Raw genomic sequence first — 25,655 nt, forward strand, 5'->3', positions numbered from 1 at the left:
TGAATACCTTTCCTAACTATTAGGTTATTAATTTATCTTGCGCTAGACTAGCGATGGGTTCTGATTCAAACATTCGATATGACAACTTCTAACACTTCTCTCGCTCGCCAACTTTTTACTATGACATGGCCAATGTTATTTGGTGTGCTCTCTTTAATGAGCTTTCAATTGGTTGACAGTGCCTTCATCGGGCAATTAGGTATACTTCCTTTGGCTGCACAAGGGTTTACCCTACCGCTGCAGATGGTCATCATCGGTATTCAAGTGGGTTTAGGTATTGCGACGACTGCCGTCATCTCCAAAGCGCTAGGTGCAGAAAAACTTCAGTACGCTCGTCAACTCGCAGGGCTTATTTTGCTCATTGGTGCCGTAGGTGTGGCTCTGGTCTGTGTGATCATCTGGTTTTTACGACATGTGATTTTGTCGCTACTTGGGGCACCTGAAAGTGTCTATGCCGTCATCGACGCGTATTGGCCCTATTGGCTTATCAGCGCTTGGGTCGGCGCTATGCTTTATTTTTTCTACAGTATCTGCCGCTCGAATGGCAATACTATGCTGCCAGGCACCATGATGATGCTCACCAGCGGCTTAAACCTAGTGCTAGATCCGCTGTTTATTTTTACTTTCGATCTCGGTATCAATGGTGCCGCTCTGGCAACTATTGTAGCTTTTGGTATAGGGATTATGATCGTCGCTCCGAAAGTGCATCGTCACTCATGGGTCAGCTTTGATCGTCATGATCTGGATGTCGTTAACAGTGTGAAAGCCGTTGGCCATATTATGGGACCAGCGATGATCAGCCAGTTGCTCCCGCCTCTCTCTTCGATGCTGGCGACCAAACTCATCGCGGGTTTTGGCACAGCAGCAATTGCATCATGGGCGCTAGGGTCTCGTTTTGAATTCTTCACGCTGGTCTCAGTATTGGCCCTAACGATGTCCATGCCTCCAATGATCGGCCGACTTCTCGGTGCAAAGAACTTTGCCGATATTCGCAGCTTGGTCTCCATTGCTTGTCGCTTTATTCTGTTTTTTCAAACCAGCTTAGCCATTATCAGTCTATTAGTGTCTGCTTGGTTGTCTTCTTTGATGACCAGCGATCATCAAGTCGAAGAGATCCTCAACCTTCATCTGACCATTATCCCTATCAGCCTTGGAGCTTTGGGTATCTGCATGTTGATGGTTTCGATTTGCAACGCGCTAGGACGCTCCTACACTGCACTGCGTATTTCCGCATTGCGCTTGTTTGCCTTTTTCCTTCCTGCGCTTTGGTTAGGCGCAGAACTAGGCGGAATCCAAGGTCTCTTTATTGGCGCTGCGATTGGCAATGTTTTGGCAGGGCTTGTTGCATGGTTAACGTATCGCTCCGCCATCAATCAGTTGGCTGAGTTGGAATCACTCCGCTCTTGATACGAAGTGGCCAACCCCATGGGTTGGCCTCTTTAAAAATAGGCGAGACGCCTAAGCTATTTTCAGTTCACTAAACAAGTCATAAAGCTGGTTAGATTTGTATGGCTTGGGTAGGTAGGCGTCCATCCCGGCCTCAAAGCAGCTTTGAATATCCTCTTCAAGAACGCTCGCTGTTAAGGCAATAATTGGCGTTTTTCCACTGCCTTGTTCCGTTTCCCAACGTCGGATTTCTCTTGTTGCGGTAATGCCATCCATCACGGGCATCATACAGTCCATCAAGACTGCATCAAATTTTCCGCCTTGCGTGATGGCATCAAGCGCTTCTTGCCCATTACTGGTAATCAAATAGTCAAACCCGGCCTTTTCTAAGAAAAAACTGGCAATTTTTTGATTCATTAGATTGTCTTCCGCAATCAGTATTCGGCGATAGTTGCGGCCGTATGACGCGCTCACTCGAGTGTCGAAACAAACTTCCTGTTTGGCTGGCATTCTCGTACTTGAGGAAGCGGTAGGCTGTGAAAGGTTTTGTGCCAAACTCTCTATGCACGCTTTGAATCGTTTCCCTAAGAATGGCTGAGTCAAAAGAGCGTGAAATCGTTCGATGTTGATATGACTGCTGAACAAATGATGCTGGCACACCACGACACGTTGAAGCGGGATCACTTGCTCAAGTTGCTCTAGGTCTCGGGTCGCATTTTGATGCAGGCTGTGGCAATAGAAAACCACATCAAAATCGGGTTTCAATAACTGAACTTGCTCCACTCCTTCCGCGATCGTCAACTCAATACCACATAACCGACATTCATTAATAAGTTGGTTGGTATAACCATAGTTATCCGCGATCAATAAGCCTTTCTTAATCACTGGTGAACGCCAGTTTTCTGTATCGAGAGTTTCCACTGGGATCGTAAAAGAAAAGCAGCTTCCTAGGCCTTTGGTTGACGTGGCCGTTAACTCCCCTCCCATCATGGCAACCAACTGACGGCAAATCGCTAAACCTAAGCCAGTTCCACCAAATTGCCGCGTGATGCTGTCGTCTTCTTGCGTAAATGGCTCGAAAATCGTTTCTAGTTTTGCTTGATCGATGCCAATACCAGTGTCCGTCACTTTGAAGGTCAGATAGCCTTGGTGATCATGTTCATCCGCTTGATAGTTGACGAATGTAGAGATGTAACCCTCTTTGGTGAACTTGATTGCATTACCGACTAAGTTGGTCAGAACTTGCTTGATTCGGTGATCATCCGCCATTACTTTGGCAGGAATGTCTTCTCCCATTGTGATGTGCAGTTCGATATTTTTGCTTGTCGCCTTCGATTGAAACAGAGTCATGGCTTGGTAGACCGTTTCTCGAATATCCGCTTCCTGAAGCGAAATGTTTAAGTTACCCGATTCAATCTTGGATAGATCAAGGATATCGTTCAACAAGATAAGCAGAGACTGTGAGGAAGTATCAATATCTCCTAAAATCTCCTTTTGTTGGCTACTAAGTTCACTTTGAGACAAGATTTCAGTCATCCCGATAATCCCGTTCAAAGGCGTGCGAATTTCATGAGACATATTGGCTAAAAAGACCGATTTCGCTCGGTTAGCAGAAATGGCCGACTCTTTCGCCTGGATAATCTCCACCATCTGCTGCTGCTTCTCATCAATAATTTGGTTTATCTGTTTGGCAAACACAGTGAACTCGTCATTGCCGTCAGGGATTACTCGTGTTTGCTGACTTTGCTCATCCTCTTTGGTCAAACTTTGTAATGCATTCAAAATGGCATTGAGCTTATTGTAAACCCTTAGCCATGTGGAAGTACCCAACATAAACAACACGAATAGCATGGCAAATACGGCACCAGTCATGCCCGTGAAATACCATTGTTGATGCTCTATTTGACTGCGCAGACTGGTTTCCGCTTGAATCGAAAAACTATTGATCAACAACAGTAGCGTTTGCAAACGATAATCTAGCTCAACACTGTACGCTTTAAGCTGATCCAAAGAGAGCGTTCCTGCGGCAATGCTGTCTCGATATTGCACACTGCTTTGATAACGTTCTGATGAAAAAAACTGCAATAGCTTTTCAACTTGATGATGACTTGCGCCTAAATCAAGAAAACGCTCAAGCGCTTGCTGTTGCCTTTCAATTGCCTGATAAAAAGCAGCATAATCAAAACCGTACGTTCCTTGAGTTTGTAATTTGTACGTGAGCAGCGCTTCTTTTTGCGCCCAATAGGAAAGGGAGATGAGCTGAGTAATGAGCTTTTGCGTCGTTTCTGCATCATTAAGAGACAAATGAAGATGCTCATTTTCGATGGCCTCCAACATCTCCCGCAAAACATCAAACCCCCACTCTGATGAAATCAATCTTTCTTGCGCTGGTTGGCTTTTTATTTCCGACAACGCTTCAATTAAATCGTTTTTTAACCCACTTAATTCCGATGAAACATCCAGCGAGTACATAAACTGATTGAATGAGTCACTTTGCGATAACTCATCCAAATAACGCATTTCTCCTTGAACCCCCTGATAAATCCTAAAAGCCGTTTCAGCAATCCCATTTTGTATGTGTATTCGACTGATGGTTTTATCAAGAGAGTCTAACTGACGACGGTTATTTAATAACTCCTGCACTGTAAAACCCAATATAAAAATAGCGGGTAGCAGCGAAAGCAGGGCGAGACGAGTTTTTATAGAAATCTTCATCATATTTGTTTCGTCCTTGCAAGCATTGGGACCTAGCCTATCCTTAATACTAGACCAATTTCATAGCAACAAAATAAAAGTTAATTAAATCGCGGGAAACCGGTGAAACGGTGTGAGGTTAATGCCTAAATTCAGTCTGTTGGTGATCGTTGTTGTATTAATTAGTGTGCTCTCATCCTTATCTGTGAGAGCCGCAGACCAGTACATCATTTTTTCGCTCAACCCTCAGCTACCCACCTTAAGCACCAGCCAAGTTAAGATGATTTATCGCGGCAAAATGACGCAAATCGATGGCATTCCTTTTGAACTGCTCGATTTGCCCGCTTCGTCGCAACAACGTAATCAGTTTTATCAACTTTTATTAAACAAAACACCTTCACAAATGGCCGCCATTTGGGCCAAACAAACCTTTTCAGGACGCACAAAACAACCTTTTCAGCTCTCCGAACAAAGCATTAAAGAGGTAATGGAATGGCTAGCCATTACTCCTTCCGGCATTGCTTATTTTCCAGCGAATGAGGTTCCCAGTGACGTGCATGTGCTCTACCAATTTACGACTGAGGAAGAATAAATGAGGCTTAAATTTATTTTACCCCTATGCCTACTCTGCTCTCCGGCATACGGAGAGTGGACACTGTCGGACCAACTCACCATCAGTGGATTTGGCTCACTTTCTGCGAGTAAAAGCGATCAAGCGACGCCGATCATCCAAGAAAAAGAATTTACCGATGAGTGGTGTTGGGATTGCGAAACCACACTTGGAGTACAGCTAGACTGGGCAATGAACGAGAACTGGCGAGCGTCTTTGCAGGTGGTCAAACAACCTCATGACGATTTCTCCGACCCGACGCTGGCTTGGGCATTTGTTGAATATCGCGGCGACGACTGGAGTACAAAATTAGGCCGCCAACGCATTCCGCTTTTCTTAATGTCGGAATATCTCTTTGTGTCACAAGCCTACCCTTGGTTTCGCCCGCCTATTGATGTGTACGATAGTGTGTTAGGCATTTCAAATTATGATGGGCTTTCTCTCGATGTACAGAAGTGGATAACCTCTGATATTCCAGTGCGAGTCGCCACTTTTGTTGCCAAATCCAGCAGCGACGATTACTCCTTGTATGGACAGCCACTGACCATCGATACCGATATTTCTTATGGCATCACCACCGAAATCGACTTTGATGAAAATCTTGTCCGTGCCGCACTGATGCACACGAAGTTCGAACAGACATACGCTGCAACCACGATTATTCCCGGGGGGGAACAATCGTTAACCTTGTTTAGTCTAGGTACCATTTACAACTGGCAACAGTGGCAATTTATTGCTGAGTTGCTCACAAGCAGTCGCTATCACTCTAATTGGTATGTCAGCGTTAACTATCAATGGAACGATCTCACACCCTATATTACCTACAGCCAAAGGAGAAAATCCGTCGAAAACGAAACATACAGCGTAGGCTTGAAATACTCTCTATTGCCTAATTTAAGTGTTTATGGCGAATGGCTTTACATACAAAGCGCCAAAAGTGTGATTAGCGGCCACTTTACTCAGCCTCAACTCCCACCAAACGAGTTGGTTGGTGAGGTAAACCTATTTAGCTTAGGCTTATCGTTTACTTTTTGAGTGTTAAAGTTGACTCACATCTTACTTACAGTGCAATGATTGAATCATGTTACAACTCACGAGTGCTTTTATACATTATTTTCACAAAATAAGTTTCTGAGAATGAAAATGTCAATACGTATTTCGTTGTTTAAATCAACCACATTAAGACTTAAATTCAATCAGTTACAGCCATTTTATCTGTTTTATTTTTCCTAGCAGAATAACAACTTGCCGTGTAAACTCCCGCCACATAAATATTACAAGACTATTACAACCCTTATCCCTGCTTTCTGTTCCCCCTACATTCAGAAAGTAAGGTCAGCCCCAAAAACGTGAAAGGTCTAATACAAACATGAGTCCAGAGAAATATCTCCAAGACTGGCAAACCAGCCAAACGATTGCGGAATCCATCACTCCACTTATCGGTAAGCTGTACCGCCAAAAAGGTGTCGAAATCATTCTTTTTGGTAAAACTCTGATTAATGCAACCACCATCGACATTCTCAAAACTCACCGTGTCGCTCGACACTACACCGGTACACCACTTTCGCTTGAGCAAACCCTCCCCATTATTGAAAAAGTGTGTGAAATGAGCATTTCTGCTTGCCGTGTTGATGTTGGCCAACTTGCTCATCAATATTGGGAAAGCCACGACGATGCGTCTGCACTGGATGACTACTTACAAACCGCATTAATTGGCGCATTAGATGCAGGTTCTTCACTAGCATCACGAGATGTTGTGTTGTACGGTTTTGGCCGAATTGGCCGTCTATTAACCCGCCTTCTTATTGAAAAGAGTGGCCCAGGTTACCCGTTAAAACTGAAGGCCATTGTTGTCCGTGGTGGACGAGATGGTGATTTGCAAAAACGCGCAAGCTTGCTTCGTCGCGACTCTGTACACGGCCAATTCAACGGCAGTATCGTCATTGATGAAGAAAACAGCGCATTGGTGATCAACGGCAATTTCGTTCAGATCATTTATGCGAACAAACCTGAAGAGGTCGACTACACCGCATATGGCATTCAAAACGCGCTAGTGGTCGACAATACTGGCGTGTGGCGTGATGCAGAAGGCTTAGGCCAACATTTGCAATGCCAAGGCGCTGCGAAAGTCCTACTGACCGCGCCAGGTAAAGGCGATATCAAAAACGTCGTATTTGGTGTGAACGAAGATGTAATTAAGTCAGACGACACCATCATCTCTGCCGCAAGTTGTACCACCAACGCCATTACACCGGTGCTGAAAGTGATTAACGACAAATATGGCGTCATCTCAGGTCACATCGAAACGGTGCACTCTTACACTAACGATCAAAACTTGATCGACAACTTCCACAAGGGTGATCGTCGTGGTCGAGGCGCCGCACTGAACATGGTATTGACCTCAACGGGCGCAGCCAAAGCAGTAGCGAAGGCACTGCCTGAACTGGCTGGGCGTTTAACTGGCAATGCGATTCGCGTTCCAACCCCGAACGTGTCGATGGCCGTTGCTAATCTCAACCTTGAAAAAGGTACGACAAAAGAAGAACTTAACGAGTATCTGCGTGAAATGGCGCTGGCTTCACCACTCTCCGCACAAATTGACTATACCGATTCGACAGAGATTGTTTCTAGCGATCTGGTCGGCTCACGTCATGCGGGGGTTGTAGACGGTCAAGCGACGATTGCACAAGATAACCGTGCAGTGCTGTATATATGGTATGACAACGAGTTTGGCTATAGCTGCCAAGTTGTTCACTGTATGGAACAAATGATGGGCGTTCGTTATCAAACTTTCCCTCGTGTGTAATTAGCTTGCTCCACAACTAACGACACCTTGATAACGAAACCACCAGCGGGTTTGTTTACCTACGGCAAAGCCGCTGGTTCAAATATTTGTTCTCTTATAACGACAATAATAATCTCTCCCCCATTGCGCCTGTACCCCTGATACAGGCGCCTTTTAACCATCATATGGTTGTATTTATCTTACCTTGTGACCGTCGAAGCACACATCGGCTTTCCTCATCCACCAAGCAACTTGATCAAATGTCAGCGCTTTGTACTTTTTGAATCATATTCATATTTCGTTCATCTTCACCACCGCAGTATGACTCCATAGAACCACCAAAGAGGCAATATTTATGAACCGCATTATTATGACTGCATTGACTGCGATTACCGCTCTGTTCACGCTCATGTTCAGCTTGCTCTTGGCAATTCCGTTGACCATCGTCGCGCTGATCACTGGTAAAAGAATCGAAAAGCAGCTAAAACAAGCCGCACAACAAGCGCAAGCACAACGCGCACAACACGACGACGGCCAGCAGCATCGAGTCATCGATGGTGAGTTCGAAGAAGTCTCGCGTTAATGCCAATCGGTCGATTGCGCATACTCTTCAACCCACCCAAGTAATTGCTTCGCCGCTTTCGACAGAACTTGGTTTTGTCGAACAATATAGCCAAAATCGGTTGCAGGAAAATCCTCCAAATGCGTGACTTTCCTGCTTAACGTGGTTTTGGTATGCAAAGAAAAATCCGGCACAATCGCGGTGCCAAATCCAGCCTCCGCCCAGTCGATTTGAGCTTCGACGCTCCCCACTTCCATCACTCGAAAACGAGGCAGATTCAATTTCGGCAAAGAGGCATCAATCAGCTCCCGAGTACGAGTATCGTGCCCGAGCAAGATGAGTGTCGGCTTGTCTTGCGCCTCCCACGCTTTCTCCAATAAATCATCACCAAATGCACACCATTTAATCTGAGTCAAAGGCGTGAAGTGCAGCGGTTGACTCTCTTTTTGTGCGATCACAAAACCAATATCAGCACGGGCACTTTTGACCAATTCGACAGCTTGAGAAGAGGTGGTATTGAACAAAGCCAAATCGATACCCGGATAGTCATTTTTGAAGCGTTGAAAAGGTTCAATCAGCAGCAAACGCGAAACAATGTCACTGGCTGCAATCGAGAGTGTCCCTTGCGTTAATTCATTGATGGCATTGAGATCGGATTGGCAAATTTGCAGCTCATTGAGCATCAACTTGGCAGACTTTAACAATCGACGCCCCGCTGGCGTTAACTGAACCGGGTTTCGTTCGATCAATTTTGCTTTGGTTGTCTGCTCTAGCTGTTTGATATGCAGGCTGACGTTGGGTTGTGTCATGTGCAGCTCGTTGGCGGTTTTGCCAAAATGTTTCACTTCCGCCAAGGTAATAAACGTCTTCAACCAATTCAGATCCAACACCGCAGACTCCATATGAGTTTCTTATTGACCTGATGAGTATAATTAATTTCTCTTATTAAGACTATCACCCTAAGATGCTTTGGTCTTATTTCGGAGGAATTGTCATGACGTCTATCGTTGTTGTGGGTGCAAACTGGGGTGATGAAGGCAAAGGCCGCATCGTTGATTTTCTAGCAGAAAACGCAGCGGCTAGCGTACGTTTCCAAGGTGGAAACAACGCAGGTCATACCGTAGTGAACCATTTTGGTACATTCAAACTTCATCAACTGCCTAGTGGTGTCTTCAACCCAGGTTGCCTCGCGGTGCTTGGCCCTGGCATGGTAATTAGCCCAGCACTGCTTACTCAGGAATTGGCGGAAGTTGAACAATCTGGCGTGAAAGTGAATCTGTGTATTTCTGATCGTGCAACGCTGTGTCTACCGCTTCACGCACTAGAAGATACCCTAGAAGAACAGCGCCTAGGCGACAAGGCTTACGGTTCCACTCGCCAAGGTATTGCTCCTGCTTACGGTGATCGCGTGATGAAAAAAGGCATTCTGCTGGGCTGGCTAAAACAACCTGAAGTGTTAGTCGAGCGTCTGCAATTTATGTTGGATTGGAAACTGCCACAACTGCGCGCACTCTACCCTGAGTTCAAGTTTGAACAAACGGCGCAAGAGATGGCCGATTGGCTACTTGAGGTATCTGCCCCTTGGCGTGATGCGATTTGTAACGTGTCCGTCCCTCTCAAAGCACTGCAAGCGGAAAAGCAAAACCTACTTTTTGAAGCGCAATTGGGTGCTGGCCGTGATCTCGTCTATGGTGAATACCCTTGGACAACCTCTTCCAACGTGGTTTCTGCGTACGCAGGCATTGGCAGTGGTTTACCAGCCCTTCGCCCAGAGCGCGTTATCGCTGTCGCTAAAGCGTTCAGCTCATCGGTGGGCACTGGTACGCTGATCACAGCAATGGAAGAACAAGACGCCTTCCGTGAAGCGGCGAACGAGTTCGGTGCAACAACCGGTCGCCCTCGCGATATGGGCTACTTTGATGCCGTAGCCACCCAAAATGGGGTTGAGCTACAAGCGGCAACCGAGATCGCTCTAACCAAACTGGATTGTTTGACTGGCCTTGACGATCTGAAAATCTGTGTGGCTTACCAAGGCGATCACAGTGAGAATCCAATTTGGCCTCAAACCGCAGCATTAGCACCAGTTTACGAGAAAATGCCAAGCTGGAGCGAAGACATCACCGCCTGCCGTCGTTTTGAAGATCTGCCTCAAGCCGCTCAGCAATATGTGTTGCGCATTGAAGAACTGATGGGCGTTCCAGTGAGTATGGTCTCTGTTGGCCCTGGTCGTGAGCAAATGATCCTACGTTAATGGACAGTCAATGACTAAAAAATCCGGGCGAGCCCGGATTTTTTTGTTTTTGATCTCTAGAGTCTGTTTCTAGAGATAAACGCATTCATCGAGTCGGAGATCACTATCTCGATTAACCCCGTTTTTCATCCGTTTTTAACTTGTTGATTTCGTACTACACTGCTTGAGAACTCAATTCGTCAAACAAGGACAATAACATGATCGCTCAAGGCCAAACTTTACCTAACGCTACACTGAGCCAACTGACCAAAGAGGGAATGGTCCACCACCCTGTTTTAGAGCTGTTTGCTGGCAAAAAAGTCGTGCTTTTCGCTGTACCTGGGGCGTTCACCCCAACCTGTTCAGAAGCACATTTACCGGGTTATATCGTACTGGCCGATCAACTTAAGGCGAAAGGCGTCGATCTGATTGCCTGCGTTTCTGTCAACGATGCGTTTGTGATGAAAGCCTGGGGTGAAGCACAAAATGCGGAAGAAATTCTAATGTTGGCGGATGGCGATGCGAGCTTTACCAAAGCACTCGGCTTGGAAATGGATACCGCTGGTTTTGGTGGCCTTCGCTCTCAACGCTACGCGATGATTATCGACAATGGCGTAGTCACAACCCTCAATGTGGAAGCGCCTAAATCATTTGAAGTGAGTAACGCTGAAACGATTCTTGCAGCGCTTTAAGCCGCATAAGTCCAAAACAAAACGCAAGCTCTGACGCTTGCGTTTTTTCCTGGTTGCTCATCGGTAACTAACGATTACTCAGCGATTACACCGTCAGCACCACACGCGCTGCCAGCAAAATCAGCACCACGCCTGACAGGCGATCGATCAACTGTGCTTTAGAGCGAATTTTGTCCACCACTTTTGAGCTCGATAACACCAAGGTGATGAAGGTATACCAGAGGCCATCAACGATAAATGGCGTCGCTACGATAATCACTTGATTACTCAACTCATTCCCCAGCGCTACAAACTGGCTAAACAGTGCGATGAAAAACAGCGCGATTTTCGGACTGAGAATAGAAATCAAAAAGCCTTCTTTGGCCGACTGCAAAACCGTCGTTTGCTCCCCCGATTCCAACTTGGCCGCCACACCACCTTTAGAGCGCAACGCGTTGTAACCCAAGTAGGCTAAATAGCCCGCACCTGCGTAACTAATGGTTTTGAACAAGAGTGGGGATTGCTGTAACACCACCGCCAAACCAATTAAGGTCACGAAAGCGTATATCCCAATGCCAAAAGCGTGTGCCCAACTGGTGGCCAAACCATTCGCTCGCCCACCCGCTAACGCATGCTTAGCGACAATCGCTAAACTTGGCCCCGGCGACATCGCGCCCAAAATGCAGATCGTAAAAAGTGATAACCAAACTGTGAATGTCATAATCTTCTCCTGTGATGATTCACAGTAAGCCAATATTTAAATGAACTGAAATCAAACTTAATCATGATTGCCATGATTTGAAATCATACCGATTGAATACTCGCAACTCAGCATGACGCGGTTGACCTTTTCTCGTACCCATCGATGGGCTGAGTCATGATCGTATTTGGGGTGCCACATTAGCCAATATTGATGAATTTCCGTTTCAAACGGCAATGGATAATGGCAAATAGGTTGGCTCTTCGCCAAGTTCACTGCGATATGCTCAGGCACCACCATCATGTAATCGCTTTGAATCAGGACGTTAACCGCAGCGGAAAAGAAAGGCACTTGTAATGCAATGTGACGCGTTTTGCCCAACTTTCTTAATACACTGTCGGTCGCGGAGTCCTTGTCACCGCCGCCAGTCACTTTAATGTGCGAGTATCGCAGCATGTCATCCAAGCTCAACGCTGCTTTGCCCGATAGTGGATGGCCTTGACGCATCACACACACCGAGTAATCTTCACCGATTTTCGTGTAGGAAAGCTCTTTGGGAGGAGAGGGCAACATGGTCGATGCCAAATGAATGCCCGTGTCGAGCAAGCTGTCTAAATATTGTGGCTGCCAAAGCCGGTAGGACAATGTCAGACGCGGGGCCTGTTCTATCAATACGCGGGAAAGCGTCGGTACAATGAACTGCGCAACATAATCGCTCGACGAGAGCACCAATTGCCCCTGCCAGTCTTGCGGGTTAAATGCCTGATGATCAAAGAGATGTTCAAACTCACTCAGTAACTGCACTAATTTAGGCCGTAGCGCTTCGGCATGTGGCGTAGCAACAAGTCGGTTACCTTCTCTGACCAACAGAGGGTCAGAGCACAGCTCTCGTAACTGGGCCAACTGCCGACTCATCGCGGACTGTGTAATGTGTAATCTGTCGGCCGCTCGGCTAACATGACACTCTTCGAGCAACACGAGCAAAGAACGCAGTAAATTGAGGTTGATGTTGTTGAGCATAATCAAGACGCTTTGGTGGTATTAAAGAACTCCGTCAGTACCGTATGAGTAATAACGTGTTTCAGTTCAGGGAAGGCTTGTAACTGCTCTCTGATCTGGTTCAGCCGTGTCATTGTCGTCACCTCCACATAGAGCATCATGTCCGTTTCACCACTGATCGCGTGGCACCATTTCACTCCATCGATAAGATAAATTTCCTTGGCATACGCTTCGCAATGATGGCTCGAAGCCGAAGTATCAAACTTCAACGCCAGATAGGCGGCGATTTTTTCGCTGGCCTTCTCCTGCGCGATATCGGCGTGGTAACCCAAGATCACCCCATCACTTTCCAACTTTTTGATTCTGGCCGTCACGGCAGAACGCGACAGATTGACCGCCTTCGCCATGTCAGTCACAGAGCTACGCGCATCGTTTCTCAGTATGGTGAGGAGTTGTTTATCAAATTTATCCATTTCTTCTCTGTGGTTAGCGTCCCTAATCTCTCTCCCATTCTACTCACAACGCTCAATTAGTGAAGCAATGAAAATCCATTTGGTTCTGCTTGCCCTAACCGTCACTTTGACGGCAATTAACAACAAAAGCGTCAAAATGTCGGTGCGCAACATCACTTTGCTAGCTGCCATTTTCTGCAAAAGTCGATATGCTTGGTTAACGCTTTCATTCTCATAATTATTCATTTTCTATGGAAGCGGCACAGGGAGCGTGTCATGAGTGAACTCAAACAAGAAATTACACTGTTGTCAGGAATTGGCCAGTTATCCACCACCTTGATGGGAACCGGATTGTTTATGATCCCCGCCATCGCCGCCAGCATTGCCGGTCAATATTCCCTCTGGGCTTGGTTGTTTCTGTTTGTGCTTATTTGCCCTGTGGCCCTCACCTTTGCTCAACTTGGCAAACGCTACCCCAACGCCGGTGGTACGGCTTATTTTGTTCGCCAAGCGTTTGATAAACGCTTAGAACGCGCGGTGGCATGGCTGTTTGTTTCGGTGATCCCCGTCGGGGTTCCCGCTGCGATTGCGCTCGCCGCTGGCTTTTTGCAGCAGTTACTGCCTAGCGCACTCAATCACGCCTTGATAGCTCAGTTGATCACCGTTGCGTTATTAGTGGCGGTCAACTTGCTCGGCGCTCGCTCTTCCGGACATTTACAAACGCTGATTGCTCTGGCTATTTTCGCGCTTGTTGGCGCTTTCTTATGGCGCGGGGAAGTCAGTGTCGAGGATTTGCACATGCCCATTCTTACCACTGACTCGCTCCTGCCTATTGGCACAGCACTGGCGGTGATGTTTTGGTGCTTTGTCGGCATCGAAGCCTTTGCTCATATGGGGGAAGAGTTTAAAAATCCACAACGCGATTTTCCCATCGCCATCGTCATTGGCTGTTTTGTCGCCGGTGTGACGTACTGGGCTTGTTCGGTAGTGATACTCAAATTTGGCGCTTACGGTAGTGCTGAGTTTGACAGTGCTTCGATCCCTTGGCTAAGTGAGCAACTGTTTGGTACGCAAGTCAAAACACTGATCAGCGTGATTGGCTTTTTCGCCTGTTTTGCCAGCATCAATCTCTATACCCAAAGCCTCTCACGCATGATCTGGGCGCAAGCGAGAGAACATAATCCGAGTGGCAAAATGGCAACACTTTCCCGTCGCGGCGTGCCCATCAACGCCACTTTGCTCGTCGGTTCAGTATTGGCATTGGCGTGTGTGATTGGTGAACTATCCGGCCTTGATTTGGAGTTTTTCCTTAAATTAGCCAACAGCGTTTTCGTGTTGATCTATCTGCTTGCCATGCTGGCCGCCTTCAAACTGCTCAATGGCCATGCGAAGTGGCTTGCAGGCGTCTCATTGATACTCTGCTCGTTGGTGTTTGTTTGTCTTGGTTGGTCAATGCTGTATGCACTGAGTGTTTTTGCTCTGTTTTTTCTACAAGCGAAAAAGCAAATGAACAAGGCTGAGTCGGTTTAACTCAGCCAATAAGTTACGCGATCGGATAGCTAGTCACCGTGCTACCTTGAATGTGGGTGATGGTTTGGGGCGCAATCACTTGCCAGCGACACTGGCCGTCCAGCGGTTCCGACGCGAGGATGATCGAATCTTGGCAATCTTGAATAAACACCGTCGGTGGGTCGCCTGCCGAGGCGTATCTTACGACCCAAAACTCGTCACCGTTTGAGATGCAAATGGACGCTTTAAACGGCTCTGTGATCGCTCTTTCCTGCATGGTTTGATTCACTTCGTCAATCGTCTGTCGAATGGCGTTTAAGGGATCATGCTGAAGCCCATTTTTCATCATCAACAAAAAGATCAGCTCGCTGTCAGTGGTTCCGCGACGTTTGAGGTAAATGGCTTCGGGCAGTAATCGCTCTAAAGCAAACTTCACCGCGGCAAATTGACCTATCTGGCCATTGTGCAAAAACATCCATTGCTCAAGGATAAATGGGTGGCAGTTGGAGCGTGATACCGAAGTACCTGTCGATGAACGAACGTGCGCCATAAAGCGATGAGAGCGAATGTGATGCGCTAATGAACGCAGATTTTCATCCCCCCAAGCGGGAAGCACCTCATGGAACTGACCTGGCGTTGCCCGCTCGGTATACCAACCTAAACCAAAACCATCGGCATTGACGCGGGTGACCGCTTTTCTTGCTTCAAGGCTCTGATGCACCAACGAATGTTCTGGCTCATAAACCAGTTTGTCGAGATAGATAGGCTCTCCTTGGTAGGCCAACCAGCGACACATAAATTTGCTTCCTTATTGATGGGACGACATTTGCACAAACAAGCTTGCCAGTAGAGCGAGCTTGGCGTCAATCTCTTCCTCTGCCACATTGCCAAATCCCAATACCGCGCCCTGCCAATCTCGTTGCGCGCAGGCTTCACTTTCATAATAGCTTAAAGGACGAATCACAATGCCTTGGCTTAAAGCAGCGGCGGCCCACTGTTGCTCCGAAGGCCCTTGGAACCAACGTACGGTCACATGCAGCCCTGCGGCTTGGCTGATCACTTCCAAGCGCTGAGAAAAATGACGTTCAATGCTCGCCACCATCGTTTGGTACTTCTGCGCATAGAGGCGACGCATCTTACGGATATGACGCATTAACGCGCCATCGGCAATAAATTCCGCCAACGCAGCCTGAGTATGTGTGGGCGAATCGCCACTCAAGGCATCTTTGATTTCGCAGCCCCTGTCCACCAGCTCAAGGGGCAAGACAAGGTAGCCCAGTCGCAAACCGTTAAACATGATCTTGCTAAATGAACCAATATACATAACGCGATCACTGGCACCAATTTGGCTGGCTAGCCCTTGCAAGCTGGTATAGGGGCGATGAGCAAACTGGAACTCGCTGTCATAGTCATCTTCAATGATCCAGCGCTGTTTCACTCGAGCCCACTCGATGATCTGCACTCTTTGCTCAGTACTTAAGGTGGTACCCATTGGGTATTGATTGCTCGGCGTCAGGTAGACAAAACGACATTCAGAAGCGAGCACATCGGCAACCTCAATGCCGCTTCTCACTGCGACGTTAAGGGGCACCATCGGCATGCCCAATAAGCGGGCCACTTTGCGCATTTGGCTGTAACCCGGTTGCTCCATTAACAGTGGTTCGCTTGCTTCTTTTGCGCACATCAGCGCAATGGTTAAGGCCTGCTGTGCGCCGGAGGTAATGATGATTTGCTCAGCTTGGCATTTAACAGAGCGACTCGACGCCAAGTAATCCACTAAAGCGCACCTGAGGGCGTAATCCCCTTTGACGATTTGATTGCCTAAGATGGTGCGCCGCGAATGTTGGCGTTGTACATATTTTTGCCATTCATGCAGCGGGAATTTTTCCAGATCCGGCACGCCGGGCGCAAAGGCTCGGTTAATCTTGATGGGTTCAAGTTCTGCTGTGAATTCCGCAATGCTCTTTTCTTGAGCTGGCGAAATCGCCATCTCTCCCAGAAAGTGCTCTGGTAGCTCAACCGCAACGTAGTAGCCCGCGCCAACACGGCTTTCAATGTAACCCTCCGCACTGAGTTGCTCGTACGCCGCGATGACGGTGTTGCGGCTCACATTGAGCGCCTGAGCTAACTTACGTGTGGCAGGCAAGCGCCCCTGCTTATTCCAAAGTCCGTGCGTGATTTTTTCTCGAATGGCGTTGTAAAGATCTTGCTGTAACACACCTGTTTTTGGCGTCAGTGTCAGATCGCCGATTTCAATCGGTAGCATGGTCAGTCCTTTTTCCAATTGGATCTAAACATAAATCAAAATTGGACCTTATAGCTAGACCAATTTGTCTTTATTGTTCGTGTCATCTAAGCACTTCGCACGAAAGGGAGAGAAGTATGTTGTCAGCAACGGACAGGACTCAAATTAAAAAAGCGGCACGTAAAGCAGTACACGATGTCGAGCAGTTACATCGGATCATTGATGAAAGCTTGATTGCTCACATCGCCATTTCGGATGCCTCCGGACCCATTGTCATTCCGATGCTTGCTTGGCGTGTCGACAACCAAGTCTATATTCATGGCGCGCGAAACAGCCGCTTAATCAAAGCGCTGAGATCAGGGCAAAATACCTGCCTCACTTTTACTTTATTTGATGGTTGGGTGTTGGCACGCTCTGCCTTTCACCACAGTGCCCACTACCGAAGCGCGGTGGTTTTTGGTCAATTTAATGTGATAGAAGAGAATGCAGAAAAGGATCGTTTGTTGAATCATTTTATTGAGCAGATTGCCCCTGGTCGCACCGAGCAGGTTCGCTTAAGTAACGAAAAAGAGCTCAATGCCACCGAGCTGCTCGCCATCGGGTTGGAAGAAGCTTCAGTAAAAATCAGTGCATTTGGTGTCAATGACGACAGCAGCGATCTCGATCGCCCCGTTTGGGCGGGCATCTTACCCTACCGAACCGTTGTCGGGCCATTAGTGGGTGTCGAAGAACAACAAGGCAGTATCGCGCAACCCGATTACAGTCATGCCTATGGTGCTCGTTGGCATCAAGCTTCTCGTTGAGCGCTCTTGCATCTGCTAGTGATTTTTATCTGGTTAATTTAGCCAAGCATGTTGACCATTAACCACAGAATATCAGTGAGTTGTCTTGTGGTTAATGGAATGCTTTATCGATTCGAGCTTGATATTTCTTAAAGGCTTCGTCATCACAGGGCGAGGCATTGTCGCCATTGTTTTGATTAGGGATCAAGATGCTAAATCGCGCCCCACCCAAATGGCTATCATCGACAGAAAGGTGCCAGCCTAAACGTTTTGCCGCGCTTGACGCAATCGCCAGTCCAAGTCCAAATCCACCAGAGTTGGCATTGCGACTTTGATCTAAACGCGCAAAAGCAATGAAGATCTCGTCACGTTTATCCAGCGGAATGCCTGGACCATCATCTTCAACGTCAATACACCAGCAGCAATCGAAATCGCGCAGTGTGACGTCTACTCTGCCATGACCATAGCGGGCCGCGTTTTTAATCAGGTTGTCGAGCACCAATTTGGCTAACGTCGATTCAAACACCATCACGTCGCTGCGGCGGATGCCGTCAGTCTTCACATCTCCCAAACCGTTGGACATCAACCTTGTGCGACACTCGCAAAACGCCAATAACGATTTCTCTATGCGCATGCTCTCACGATACTCTTTTGTCAGCGCATTGAGGCGCGAGAGCTGAATGACGTCAGTGGTCAGCTCGTTGATATCTTCTATGTACTCATCAATATCGTCAAAAAGTCGCTGCTGCTCGGCGGGCACTTTTCGGCGCACGAGATCGGAGGCCATTTGAATACGGCTGAGTGGCGTACGAATTTCATGCGGTATTGCCTGAGAAAAAATCTGGCTCTGTTTGACGCGGCTTTCAATCTCTTCCGCCATCATATTAAAACTGACGGAAGCTTCATGCAGCGGTGACGTGTTGTAGATCTCTGAGCGCACACTCAATTCCCCTTCCCCAAAGCGCTTTTGCAATGCCACTAAGCGATCTACCCTCTTTCTCACGCGATAGAGAGGCACATAAACCAACAAGGCGAGTGATAGCGCCATCGTGGTCACCAACATCAGCAAAAATTTGATTTCCGAATCTTCATACCACTCGATATTGGGACTAAAGAAATCGCGTGTTTCTTTAAACACTAAGCTATGGCGAGAGTTTGGCAGAGGGAATACCGCCAGATAGACGTTTTCTTCGGTGATATAAATTGGCACGGCTTGCAACGTATCCAGCAGTCTGCAGCCATCACAGGGGGGAGAGCCATCCCAATTGTCGAGCAAATAGAGTTCAAAAATGTAGAACTTCTGATAATGATTGCGTGCCAGTGCGGAAAATTGAGAATCCGCTTTGGTGCGTTGCTCGGTATAGAGATCAACAAAGTAGCTGCCATCATTGAGGAAGATTTCAAGATCGGTCTGCCGCATATAATCTTCAGCGAAGTAGAGAAACACAGCGACCGTGACAAACAGCCCAATCACCAGCTCCAAATAGAGACAAGTGAACATCGAACGGCGCATTAATGAGTGCCTACTAGCATATATCCGCGATTGCGGATGGTTTTGATCACCGCACTTTGTACATTCGCTTGCTGTAACTTTCTTCTTAAGCCCGAGACACGCATATCGATAGAACGATTGTTAAAACTGTATTCAATACCACGTGCAGCCTGACAGCAGTCATCTCGCGTTACCACTTGATCAATGCTGGCAATAAGAAGCTGTAAGATTTCAAATTCCGACGTTGTTAAGTTAAGTGGTTTATCAAGATAAGCGGCACTTTGCATTTTTTCGTTAATGCTCAGCCCATACACTTGCTTGATGTATGACGGGCTGTCGCTCGGAGATTGAACGCCTCGCTGTAAACGCCTCAATAGCGCTTCGATGCGAGCCACCAGCACATGCCCTCGCACGGGCTTAGTCACGTAATCGTCCGCACCAAACTTGAATAGGCACACTTCGCTCATCTCATCTTCTGAGGCCGTCAACACCATGATCATGCCCTGATAGAAGTGACGAATTTCTTTACAGATGGTTGCGCCGTCCTTGCCCGGCAACATCAAGTCGAGTAGTACAATATGCGGCTCATAGGACTTCACTGTCTCTGCGGCATGAGTACCTTCATGGATGACTTTCACTTGATAACCTTCTGCATCTAAATACATTTTGGTCAATCTCGCGATTTCCAAGTCATCTTCAATCAGTAGAATTTTGCAATCCAACAAAACGATACACCCAGTCTATAAATCCGCGCGCAGTATATAGGAAAGATTGGCGAAGGCAAAAACAAAAGGTCAAATAATTGACTCGTCAAAAAGACGAGTTACGCTTACATGACCTTACATTAGTGAAGGACTTTATAAAACCAAACCATCTACACAGATCATACACCTAATAAACCAACCAATCGCTTATACGTTAAAATTTAACGCCAAAAATAAATTGAATTTCAGAATTAAATGCCAAGGCAATTTGTAAGCAATCCGGGCTTATTGCTTACAAATTCAAATATCCAGCCACCACTGAATCCAAGCGCATAGCTGCACATTACATTGACTAAAGGTATGATTCGCACCCATCCATTTCCCCATTCCATTTGAGAGTACTATTGTGCGAAAACAACTCCAATCTGTAGCGCTATTCTCGGTTGCTGCAATGCTTACTGCGTGTGGCTCTGTCGCCATCATGTCCAAATCAGATTTGGTGAAACAACAACCTGAATTGATCATCAAAACGGATGGTGATTTTTGGGGGCTAGGCCAAGAAGGTACGTTTGATCTCGCCGGTTTGTATAACGGCCAATACTCTCGTCATGCTTCCAATTCTTCATGGTTTGATACCATCTCGACCTCAAAAGGCGAGATGGCTGCCAATATCACCAACACCCAAAATAACCAGATGTGGACCATGAGTTGTTCAGGCGGTGGCACGAACGTGAACTACATGGGCGTTCAATTTGGTGGCAACAAGCCTTATCAGTGCACCATTTTCCAAGCAGGTGAACAAGTGGGTCAGTTCGTCATGCAAGAGAAATCGACGGTGATCGATTTGGGTCTAGAAAAGAAAGAAACAGGCTACATTGAAGTGGGCCACACTCGCTTTGAACTCGAAACTGTGCATACGGGTGAAGGGCTACTGATGCCGCTTGAATCTCCGCTTGGCTACAGTTTTAAGCACAATGGCCGTGAAATTGCTGCCGTACAAACCAACGGCATGCTGACGGTGCAATGGCTACCTGAACTGACAAGCCATGAAAAAGACGTGCTCGCTATTGGCGCGATCGCCGGAGCACTAAGCTGGCGTCCACAAGAATAAACACTCGCCTCTGTTGAATGCATCAACATCAGGATGAGCCCTATATTCTGTTTTAATAGACATCGTGGAAACGCTGCCGATACTGCGCTGGCGTCACTCCACGATGTTTTTTGAACATTCGATTGAAACTCGCCACATTGGTATAACCCAAACGCTGCGCAATCACCTCAATCTCAACGCCGTGCGCGAGCAAGTTAACCGCTTGGTTACTCAATACATAGCCGCAAACCGTTGAAAAGTTTAATCCCAAACGATGCAAACGCCGCTGTAACTGTTGTTCAGATATGGACATCAAGTCCGCCACACGTTTCAGCGTCGGTAACCCATAATGACAGCTGTAGTTAACCAGCTCATAGATGGATTTCAGTTCGTCATCCGGCACAGGCATATTGAGCAAGTCATCCAAATCAGAGAAGTTCATGGCAAGGCGCTTGTTCGCCACCAGCTTCTTTTGCCTGACGGCCAGTCGATCGTCCGAATGTAACCAAACTTCGGTTTTATTGTGGTTCCACCCGACTTCACAGCCAAAATACTCTTGGTATAACGCACGATGAGTGCGAGAGCCGGAAAGCATCACTCGACGCGGGGTAAAATCCTCACCTAAGTATTCACGGACGATTTTGGTCATAAACACCGCCACGCGTATGCTGTCATGCACTTTCACATCGGGATGAATGAAGGGGTTTTCGTAGGTCCATTTGACCAGCGGCCCGACTTGCGAGCCAGCGAGAAACGCACCAGATTGCAGACAACCTATTCCGTAGTTAATGCGTCGAATGGTGGTCGATAAATCGTAGCCTGAGAAAAGCCAACGCCCCACAGCACCCAACTTTTCAATGTCCACCTCTTTGGTCAATTTCAGGATGAAATCCGCCTCAGTAAAACGTTCTAAGTTCGCGTATAAACGGTTCAATTCCGGCAATGGAATCAGGTTCATGGTGTTATGAAATACGGAATCAGGAAGACCGATTTGTGCCTGAGACAAGCCGTAGAGACGCTTGGCATTGAGCTGCAAGTTAACAATAGAGATCGCACGAACAAAGCGAACAGATTTAATATCCACAAAAACAGATCACATCAAATTTAAATAAATAATGAAGTAATCTGTCACAAACTAAGTGAGTTATCAATTCCTGAACACAATAGCGCAAAAATCGAATACAGGAGAATTGAATGAGTCTACTTAGTGTGCCGTTCGTTGGAACGGGCGCGGATACTGCCTTGCATGTGATGGCTACCGTCGTATTGGTCGCAAGTGTTGCGGCAGCGGGATTTGGCTTTTGGAAGATTCACGAGCTCCCCATTAATAAAGCACACAGTAAAGATCATCATCAAATCGGACTCATCACCGCCCTCACATGGATTGGATTTATTTGGCACTGGGTTTGGGTGCTGGCCGTTATTCTCGCTTTTGTCGACATGGACAAGGCGATTATTCATTTACGTGACACTTGGAAAGGCACACCCGAAACCGATGCCCAACAGCAGGAGCAGGAGAACGCGAAATGATTGAAGGTTTAGCGGTATGGGCGCTGTTTATCTATTTGCTACGCATGGTGGGCATGCCTTGGAACAAAGGGACGAAAGCCTTTGCTTACATGGGCGGCGTCTCTTGGTTAATGTTTGTTTGGGTTGGGTTGATCAATTTCACGCCGATGGACATTTCTGGCGGCTCGGTGGTGCAATCGCCACACATTCAATTGCGCCCGGACTCCAGCAACGTCAACGGTAAAGTTGAAAAAATCTACATTTCGCCCAATCAAGAGATCAGCAAAGGTCAGCTCATTTACCAACTGGATGATACGCCCTATCAAATTGCGCTCAACCAAGCCAAAGTGACAAGCCAAGCAGCGCAAGTGGCTCTTAAAGTCGCACAAGAAGACATCGCCATTGCTCAAGCAAGCCATGAGGCGGCGTTGCAAGACCTAGAAACATCAAAAAGTCAGTTAGCAGCAGCGAAAGCCGATCATCAGTTGCAAGCCAAAACATTAACGCGATACGTCGAACAAAACCGAGTGGTGAAGAACACCATCACGCAGAATGACATCGACAAGCAGACAACGGCAGTGGAACTGGCTAAACAGAACATTGCAACGTTGCAATCGTCCTTGAAGAAGAAAGAAGTCGATGCAAGCCGCGCAAAACTCGACATTACCAAGGCTGAGTTGGCCGTCGAAACCCGCACAGCCGATCTTGCCAAGGCGAAAGAGCAAGTTGCACGCACGCAATGGGATCTTGACAGCACATTGGTTTACGCACCAGCCGATGGCTTTGTCACCAACTTCATCTTGCGTGAAGGGCAACGTGTTTCCATGATGCCAAGGCTGCAAATGTACACCAACGAAAAGTACGTTTTGATGCGTGTTAATCACCAAGCCATTCGCAATGTCAAACCAGGGCAAATGGCGGAGTTCGCCTCTTCGGTCTACCCCGGAAAAATTTTCTCCGCAGAAGTCGAAGGCATTGTGGAAGCCACTGGAGAAGCGCAAGGCAACCTGCTTGGTTGGGATGATTCAGTGCGTATGACCACTGGCAAAAACCTCGCCAACAAGCATCACTTTGTGCGTTTAAAAATTGATGAACCAGAAGGCTACGACTTGCCTGTCGGTTCAGTGGGATTGGCATGGGTCAGCGGTGAAAAACCCATTGGTTTCCTCGCTTTCTTAGACGTGATTCGTGGCATCATTATCCGCATGAAATCTCAGTTGTACTTTTTCTACTCCATCTAACCATTAAGACCGCCCTGAGCGGTCTTACCTCTTTCCTTCTCAACACTTTATTTTCTCGACCACCTTTGAAATCCCTGCGCTTTCCAGTACCTTATCCAACATTATAATTTTCATTGTTTTTATTTTTTCGGGGGATACTTTGTGAGCGAATATCAGGATCTACCCTTACTGATCGAACAGATTGCACAAGCAGAAGATGCTGAGCAGATCGTTTTGCTCAACGATTCCATCGAGCATGGTCTCGAATCCGGCTCGATTGCACTGATTTTAGAATCGCAACCCGTTGATGATCGTGTGCGCTTGTGGCGTGCTTTGCCATTGGAGATGCACATTGATGTGCTAACCGACATGCGTGCCGACGCGCGCTATTCCGTCATCAATGCCTTATCTGAGATAGAACTCAAACTCACCTTAGCGAAACTTGATAACCTTTCGTTGATCGAATGGGCAGATTCATTGCCTGAAGAAATCATCAACGAAGCACTGTCGTTGATTCAAAAAGATGAACTTGAACTGTTCGACTTAGCGAACAAATACGGTGATGACGAGCTAGGCCGTTGGGCTGAGCGAAAAATCATTACCTTACCGTTTAATATCTCTGTTGATCGCGCAAAACGATTGATGGAAAAATACAGTTTTGACACGCCGCAGCAAGTCTATCTCATCAATAAAAAGAAACAGTTTCGGGGCGTTGTGAATTACTACGAAATTTTGCGTAGCGAAGGCCATACCGTACTCAAGAATTTAGTGATTGACCCTGTCATTCTGCTAAGTAGTAAGATGGCGCTGGCGGAAGCCGTCGAAGCTGTCGAGCACAGTTCCTTACCAGCCCTTCCGGTTGTTGATGAAGACCAAACACTGATTGGTGAGGTCGATTGGCAGTTTGCCCTCACAACACAAAGGGAAATTTACGAAGCGCGTTTAATGGCTGGCACGGGTATGGACGAAGGGGACGATCTCTTCGCGCCAGTCATCAAAAGTTCGAAAAAACGCGGTGTATGGCTCGGGATTAACTTGCTCACCGCGATACTTGCCTCTGTCACCATTGGTCTGTTTGAAGACGTGATAGCGCAAGTGGTGGCGCTGGCAGTGTTGATGCCGATAGTCGCTTCCATGGGGGGCATTGCCGGTAGTCAAACCTTAACACTGATGGTTCGTGCTATGGCGCTCAATCAGATCACGCCAGGTAACCGCTTTGCCTTGTTCAAAAACGAATTCGGCATTGGTGCGATAAATGGCTTGCTTTGGGCGATCATCATCGGCGGGCTTGCGGCTCTTTGGTTCCAGTCCCCTCTCCTTGGCGGAACCATCGCGTTGGCAATTATCGTTAATATTATTACCGCGGCGATGTTTGGTGTGCTGATTCCAATCATTCTCGACAAATTGGATCTTGATCCCGCACTGGCAGGTTCAGTGATTCTCACTACCGTCACGGATGTGGTTGGTTTCTTTGCCTTTCTTGGCACAGCCAGTTTGGTTTTGCTTTAGGCTGCCATCACCACATTCAGGACCTTGACCTCAAGGTGAAAGAAAACGGAAGCTCGACGCTTCCGTTTTTTATTCCGTTGTTCTGCCTTTTGACTTTATCAACCCAAACCACACTGACATCACACTCCCTCACTGGGCTAAACACCTCACCCAATTTATAAATAGATTTATTATTAGCTTTAGTTATTACACCACCCTATCAATAGCGTTTTAATTATAAATTGCAAAACGCAATTGCAATTTGCAATCACCTCAGAAAACTAAGCAACCAATATCACAGAAACCATGGTAAAAACGCGGAATTTGGCGCTAAAAAAAGTTGGCACGCTTTCTGCTTATATAAACGTGACCCTTATTAAGCCGAGGGTCACCTAGCCAACTGACGTTGTTAGTGAACTTGATTTGTTCACATGTATATAAGCCAATCGCACCTTTTGCGGTTGGCTCTTTTTTTATCTATCCGCTCTAACTTCCCTACGAAACACTTTCCTTTCTTTGTCAAATTC

Annotated in this window: 23 protein-coding genes; 13 read left to right on the plus strand and 10 right to left on the minus strand. The window is 47.1% G+C overall.

Annotated features, from left to right (window positions below):
- Nucleotides 1–78 precede the first annotated feature (78 nt).
- Nucleotides 79–1,407 carry an MATE family efflux transporter gene (locus tag PQQ36_RS03675; RefSeq protein WP_011081686.1) on the plus strand — a complete coding sequence of 443 codons (1,329 nt, stop codon included), beginning with the start codon at nucleotides 79–81 and terminating at the stop codon, nucleotides 1,405–1,407.
- A gap of 51 nt (nucleotides 1,408–1,458) precedes the next feature.
- On the opposite strand, the gene PQQ36_RS03680 is transcribed toward PQQ36_RS03675, so the two are convergent.
- Complete coding sequence (locus tag PQQ36_RS03680; protein ID WP_273660345.1) at nucleotides 1,459–4,104, minus strand: hybrid sensor histidine kinase/response regulator; 2,646 nt, start codon at nucleotides 4,102–4,104, stop codon at nucleotides 1,459–1,461.
- Nucleotides 4,105–4,213: 109 nt separating this feature from the next.
- On the opposite strand from PQQ36_RS03680, the gene PQQ36_RS03685 reads away from it, so the two are divergent.
- The 4 genes from PQQ36_RS03685 to PQQ36_RS03700 all read left to right on the plus strand — a co-directional run bounded on the left by PQQ36_RS03685 (nucleotide 4,214) and on the right by PQQ36_RS03700 (nucleotide 8,058).
- The gene (locus tag PQQ36_RS03685; protein ID WP_045619252.1) at nucleotides 4,214–4,672 is read left to right on the plus strand and encodes a hypothetical protein; all 459 of its coding nucleotides are present in this window, start codon (nucleotides 4,214–4,216) and stop codon (nucleotides 4,670–4,672) included.
- Entirely contained in the window at nucleotides 4,673–5,725 is a 1,053-nt protein-coding gene (locus PQQ36_RS03690; RefSeq protein ID WP_011152483.1) for a sulfate ABC transporter permease, read from the plus strand.
- 334 nt (nucleotides 5,726–6,059) lie between these two features.
- Nucleotides 6,060–7,496, plus strand: a complete 1,437-nt coding sequence (locus tag PQQ36_RS03695) for a glyceraldehyde-3-phosphate dehydrogenase (protein ID WP_011152484.1) — start codon at nucleotides 6,060–6,062, stop codon at nucleotides 7,494–7,496.
- A gap of 334 nt (nucleotides 7,497–7,830) precedes the next feature.
- Nucleotides 7,831–8,058, plus strand: a complete 228-nt coding sequence (locus PQQ36_RS03700) for a hypothetical protein (RefSeq protein ID WP_072610927.1) — start codon at nucleotides 7,831–7,833, stop codon at nucleotides 8,056–8,058.
- Here the strand turns inward: PQQ36_RS03700 and PQQ36_RS03705 are convergent.
- Nucleotides 8,055–8,927 (minus strand): LysR family transcriptional regulator, encoded by an 873-nt coding sequence (locus tag PQQ36_RS03705; RefSeq protein WP_086016971.1) that lies wholly within the window; start codon nucleotides 8,925–8,927, stop codon nucleotides 8,055–8,057. The two genes, PQQ36_RS03700 and PQQ36_RS03705, sit on opposite strands and share 4 nt — an antisense overlap.
- A gap of 104 nt (nucleotides 8,928–9,031) precedes the next feature.
- Between PQQ36_RS03705 and PQQ36_RS03710 the strand changes: the two genes are divergently transcribed.
- Nucleotides 9,032–10,288 carry an adenylosuccinate synthase gene (locus tag PQQ36_RS03710; protein ID WP_011081693.1) on the plus strand — a complete coding sequence of 419 codons (1,257 nt, stop codon included), beginning with the start codon at nucleotides 9,032–9,034 and terminating at the stop codon, nucleotides 10,286–10,288.
- A 197-nt stretch (nucleotides 10,289–10,485) separates the two neighbouring features.
- Nucleotides 10,486–10,959: a peroxiredoxin gene (locus PQQ36_RS03715; protein ID WP_011081694.1), complete on the plus strand. Its 474-nt coding sequence runs from the start codon at nucleotides 10,486–10,488 to the stop codon at nucleotides 10,957–10,959.
- An 85-nt stretch (nucleotides 10,960–11,044) separates the two neighbouring features.
- Here the strand turns inward: PQQ36_RS03715 and PQQ36_RS03720 are convergent, their stop codons facing one another.
- Genes PQQ36_RS03720 through PQQ36_RS03730 form a run of 3 tightly spaced genes read right to left on the minus strand, consistent with a single transcriptional unit; the run spans nucleotide 11,045 to nucleotide 13,110 of the window.
- On the minus strand, nucleotides 11,045–11,659 hold the full coding sequence (locus PQQ36_RS03720) for a LysE family translocator (RefSeq protein WP_011081695.1): 615 nt from the start codon (nucleotides 11,657–11,659) through the stop codon (nucleotides 11,045–11,047).
- Between the two features lie 57 nt (nucleotides 11,660–11,716).
- Nucleotides 11,717–12,658 (minus strand): LysR family transcriptional regulator, encoded by a 942-nt coding sequence (locus PQQ36_RS03725; RefSeq protein WP_273660348.1) that lies wholly within the window; start codon nucleotides 12,656–12,658, stop codon nucleotides 11,717–11,719.
- Between the two features lie 2 nt (nucleotides 12,659–12,660).
- Nucleotides 12,661–13,110, minus strand: coding sequence for an Lrp/AsnC family transcriptional regulator (locus PQQ36_RS03730; RefSeq protein ID WP_011152488.1), 450 nt, complete (start codon nucleotides 13,108–13,110; stop codon nucleotides 12,661–12,663).
- 255 nt (nucleotides 13,111–13,365) lie between these two features.
- On the opposite strand from PQQ36_RS03730, the gene yjeH reads away from it, so the two are divergent.
- Nucleotides 13,366–14,619 carry an L-methionine/branched-chain amino acid transporter gene (yjeH, locus tag PQQ36_RS03735; protein ID WP_273660350.1) on the plus strand — a complete coding sequence of 418 codons (1,254 nt, stop codon included), beginning with the start codon at nucleotides 13,366–13,368 and terminating at the stop codon, nucleotides 14,617–14,619.
- A gap of 13 nt (nucleotides 14,620–14,632) precedes the next feature.
- Here yjeH and PQQ36_RS03740 read toward each other — a convergent pair whose 3' ends face one another.
- Both PQQ36_RS03740 and pdxR read right to left on the minus strand, forming a co-directional pair.
- Nucleotides 14,633–15,394 (minus strand): class II glutamine amidotransferase, encoded by a 762-nt coding sequence (locus PQQ36_RS03740; protein WP_045610535.1) that lies wholly within the window; start codon nucleotides 15,392–15,394, stop codon nucleotides 14,633–14,635.
- 12 nt (nucleotides 15,395–15,406) lie between these two features.
- Nucleotides 15,407–16,864, minus strand: coding sequence for a MocR-like pyridoxine biosynthesis transcription factor PdxR (pdxR, locus tag PQQ36_RS03745; protein ID WP_273660351.1), 1,458 nt, complete (start codon nucleotides 16,862–16,864; stop codon nucleotides 15,407–15,409).
- Nucleotides 16,865–16,980: 116 nt separating this feature from the next.
- Between pdxR and PQQ36_RS03750 the strand changes: the two genes are divergently transcribed.
- The gene (locus PQQ36_RS03750; RefSeq protein ID WP_108653868.1) at nucleotides 16,981–17,646 is read left to right on the plus strand and encodes a pyridoxamine 5'-phosphate oxidase family protein; all 666 of its coding nucleotides are present in this window, start codon (nucleotides 16,981–16,983) and stop codon (nucleotides 17,644–17,646) included.
- A gap of 91 nt (nucleotides 17,647–17,737) precedes the next feature.
- Here the strand turns inward: PQQ36_RS03750 and PQQ36_RS03755 are convergent, their stop codons facing one another.
- Nucleotides 17,738–19,138, minus strand: coding sequence for an ATP-binding protein (locus PQQ36_RS03755; RefSeq protein WP_011081702.1), 1,401 nt, complete (start codon nucleotides 19,136–19,138; stop codon nucleotides 17,738–17,740).
- Nucleotides 19,138–19,842, minus strand: coding sequence for a response regulator transcription factor (locus PQQ36_RS03760; protein ID WP_015728181.1), 705 nt, complete (start codon nucleotides 19,840–19,842; stop codon nucleotides 19,138–19,140). The genes PQQ36_RS03755 and PQQ36_RS03760 overlap by 1 nt, the downstream gene beginning before the upstream one ends.
- A 385-nt stretch (nucleotides 19,843–20,227) precedes the next feature.
- Between PQQ36_RS03760 and PQQ36_RS03765 the strand changes: the two genes are divergently transcribed.
- Nucleotides 20,228–20,932, plus strand: a complete 705-nt coding sequence (locus PQQ36_RS03765) for a hypothetical protein (RefSeq protein ID WP_273660352.1) — start codon at nucleotides 20,228–20,230, stop codon at nucleotides 20,930–20,932.
- 52 nt (nucleotides 20,933–20,984) lie between these two features.
- On the opposite strand, the gene PQQ36_RS03770 is transcribed toward PQQ36_RS03765, so the two are convergent.
- On the minus strand, nucleotides 20,985–21,995 hold the full coding sequence (locus PQQ36_RS03770) for an AraC family transcriptional regulator (RefSeq protein WP_011152497.1): 1,011 nt from the start codon (nucleotides 21,993–21,995) through the stop codon (nucleotides 20,985–20,987).
- Between the two features lie 110 nt (nucleotides 21,996–22,105).
- On the opposite strand from PQQ36_RS03770, the gene PQQ36_RS03775 reads away from it, so the two are divergent.
- From PQQ36_RS03775 to PQQ36_RS03785, 3 genes are all read left to right on the plus strand, one after another.
- The gene (locus PQQ36_RS03775; RefSeq protein ID WP_011081706.1) at nucleotides 22,106–22,441 is read left to right on the plus strand and encodes a hypothetical protein; all 336 of its coding nucleotides are present in this window, start codon (nucleotides 22,106–22,108) and stop codon (nucleotides 22,439–22,441) included.
- Nucleotides 22,438–23,661, plus strand: a complete 1,224-nt coding sequence (locus PQQ36_RS03780; protein WP_225470368.1) for an HlyD family secretion protein — start codon at nucleotides 22,438–22,440, stop codon at nucleotides 23,659–23,661. Before PQQ36_RS03775 ends, PQQ36_RS03780 begins: the two co-directional genes overlap by 4 nt.
- A gap of 141 nt (nucleotides 23,662–23,802) precedes the next feature.
- On the plus strand, nucleotides 23,803–25,149 hold the full coding sequence (locus tag PQQ36_RS03785; RefSeq protein ID WP_011081708.1) for a magnesium transporter: 1,347 nt from the start codon (nucleotides 23,803–23,805) through the stop codon (nucleotides 25,147–25,149).
- Nucleotides 25,150–25,655 lie beyond the last annotated feature (506 nt).

It is taken from the genome of Vibrio sp. CCUG 15886, from assembly GCF_028570825.1.
Classification (GTDB): Bacteria; Pseudomonadota; Gammaproteobacteria; order Enterobacterales; family Vibrionaceae; genus Vibrio; species Vibrio vulnificus_B.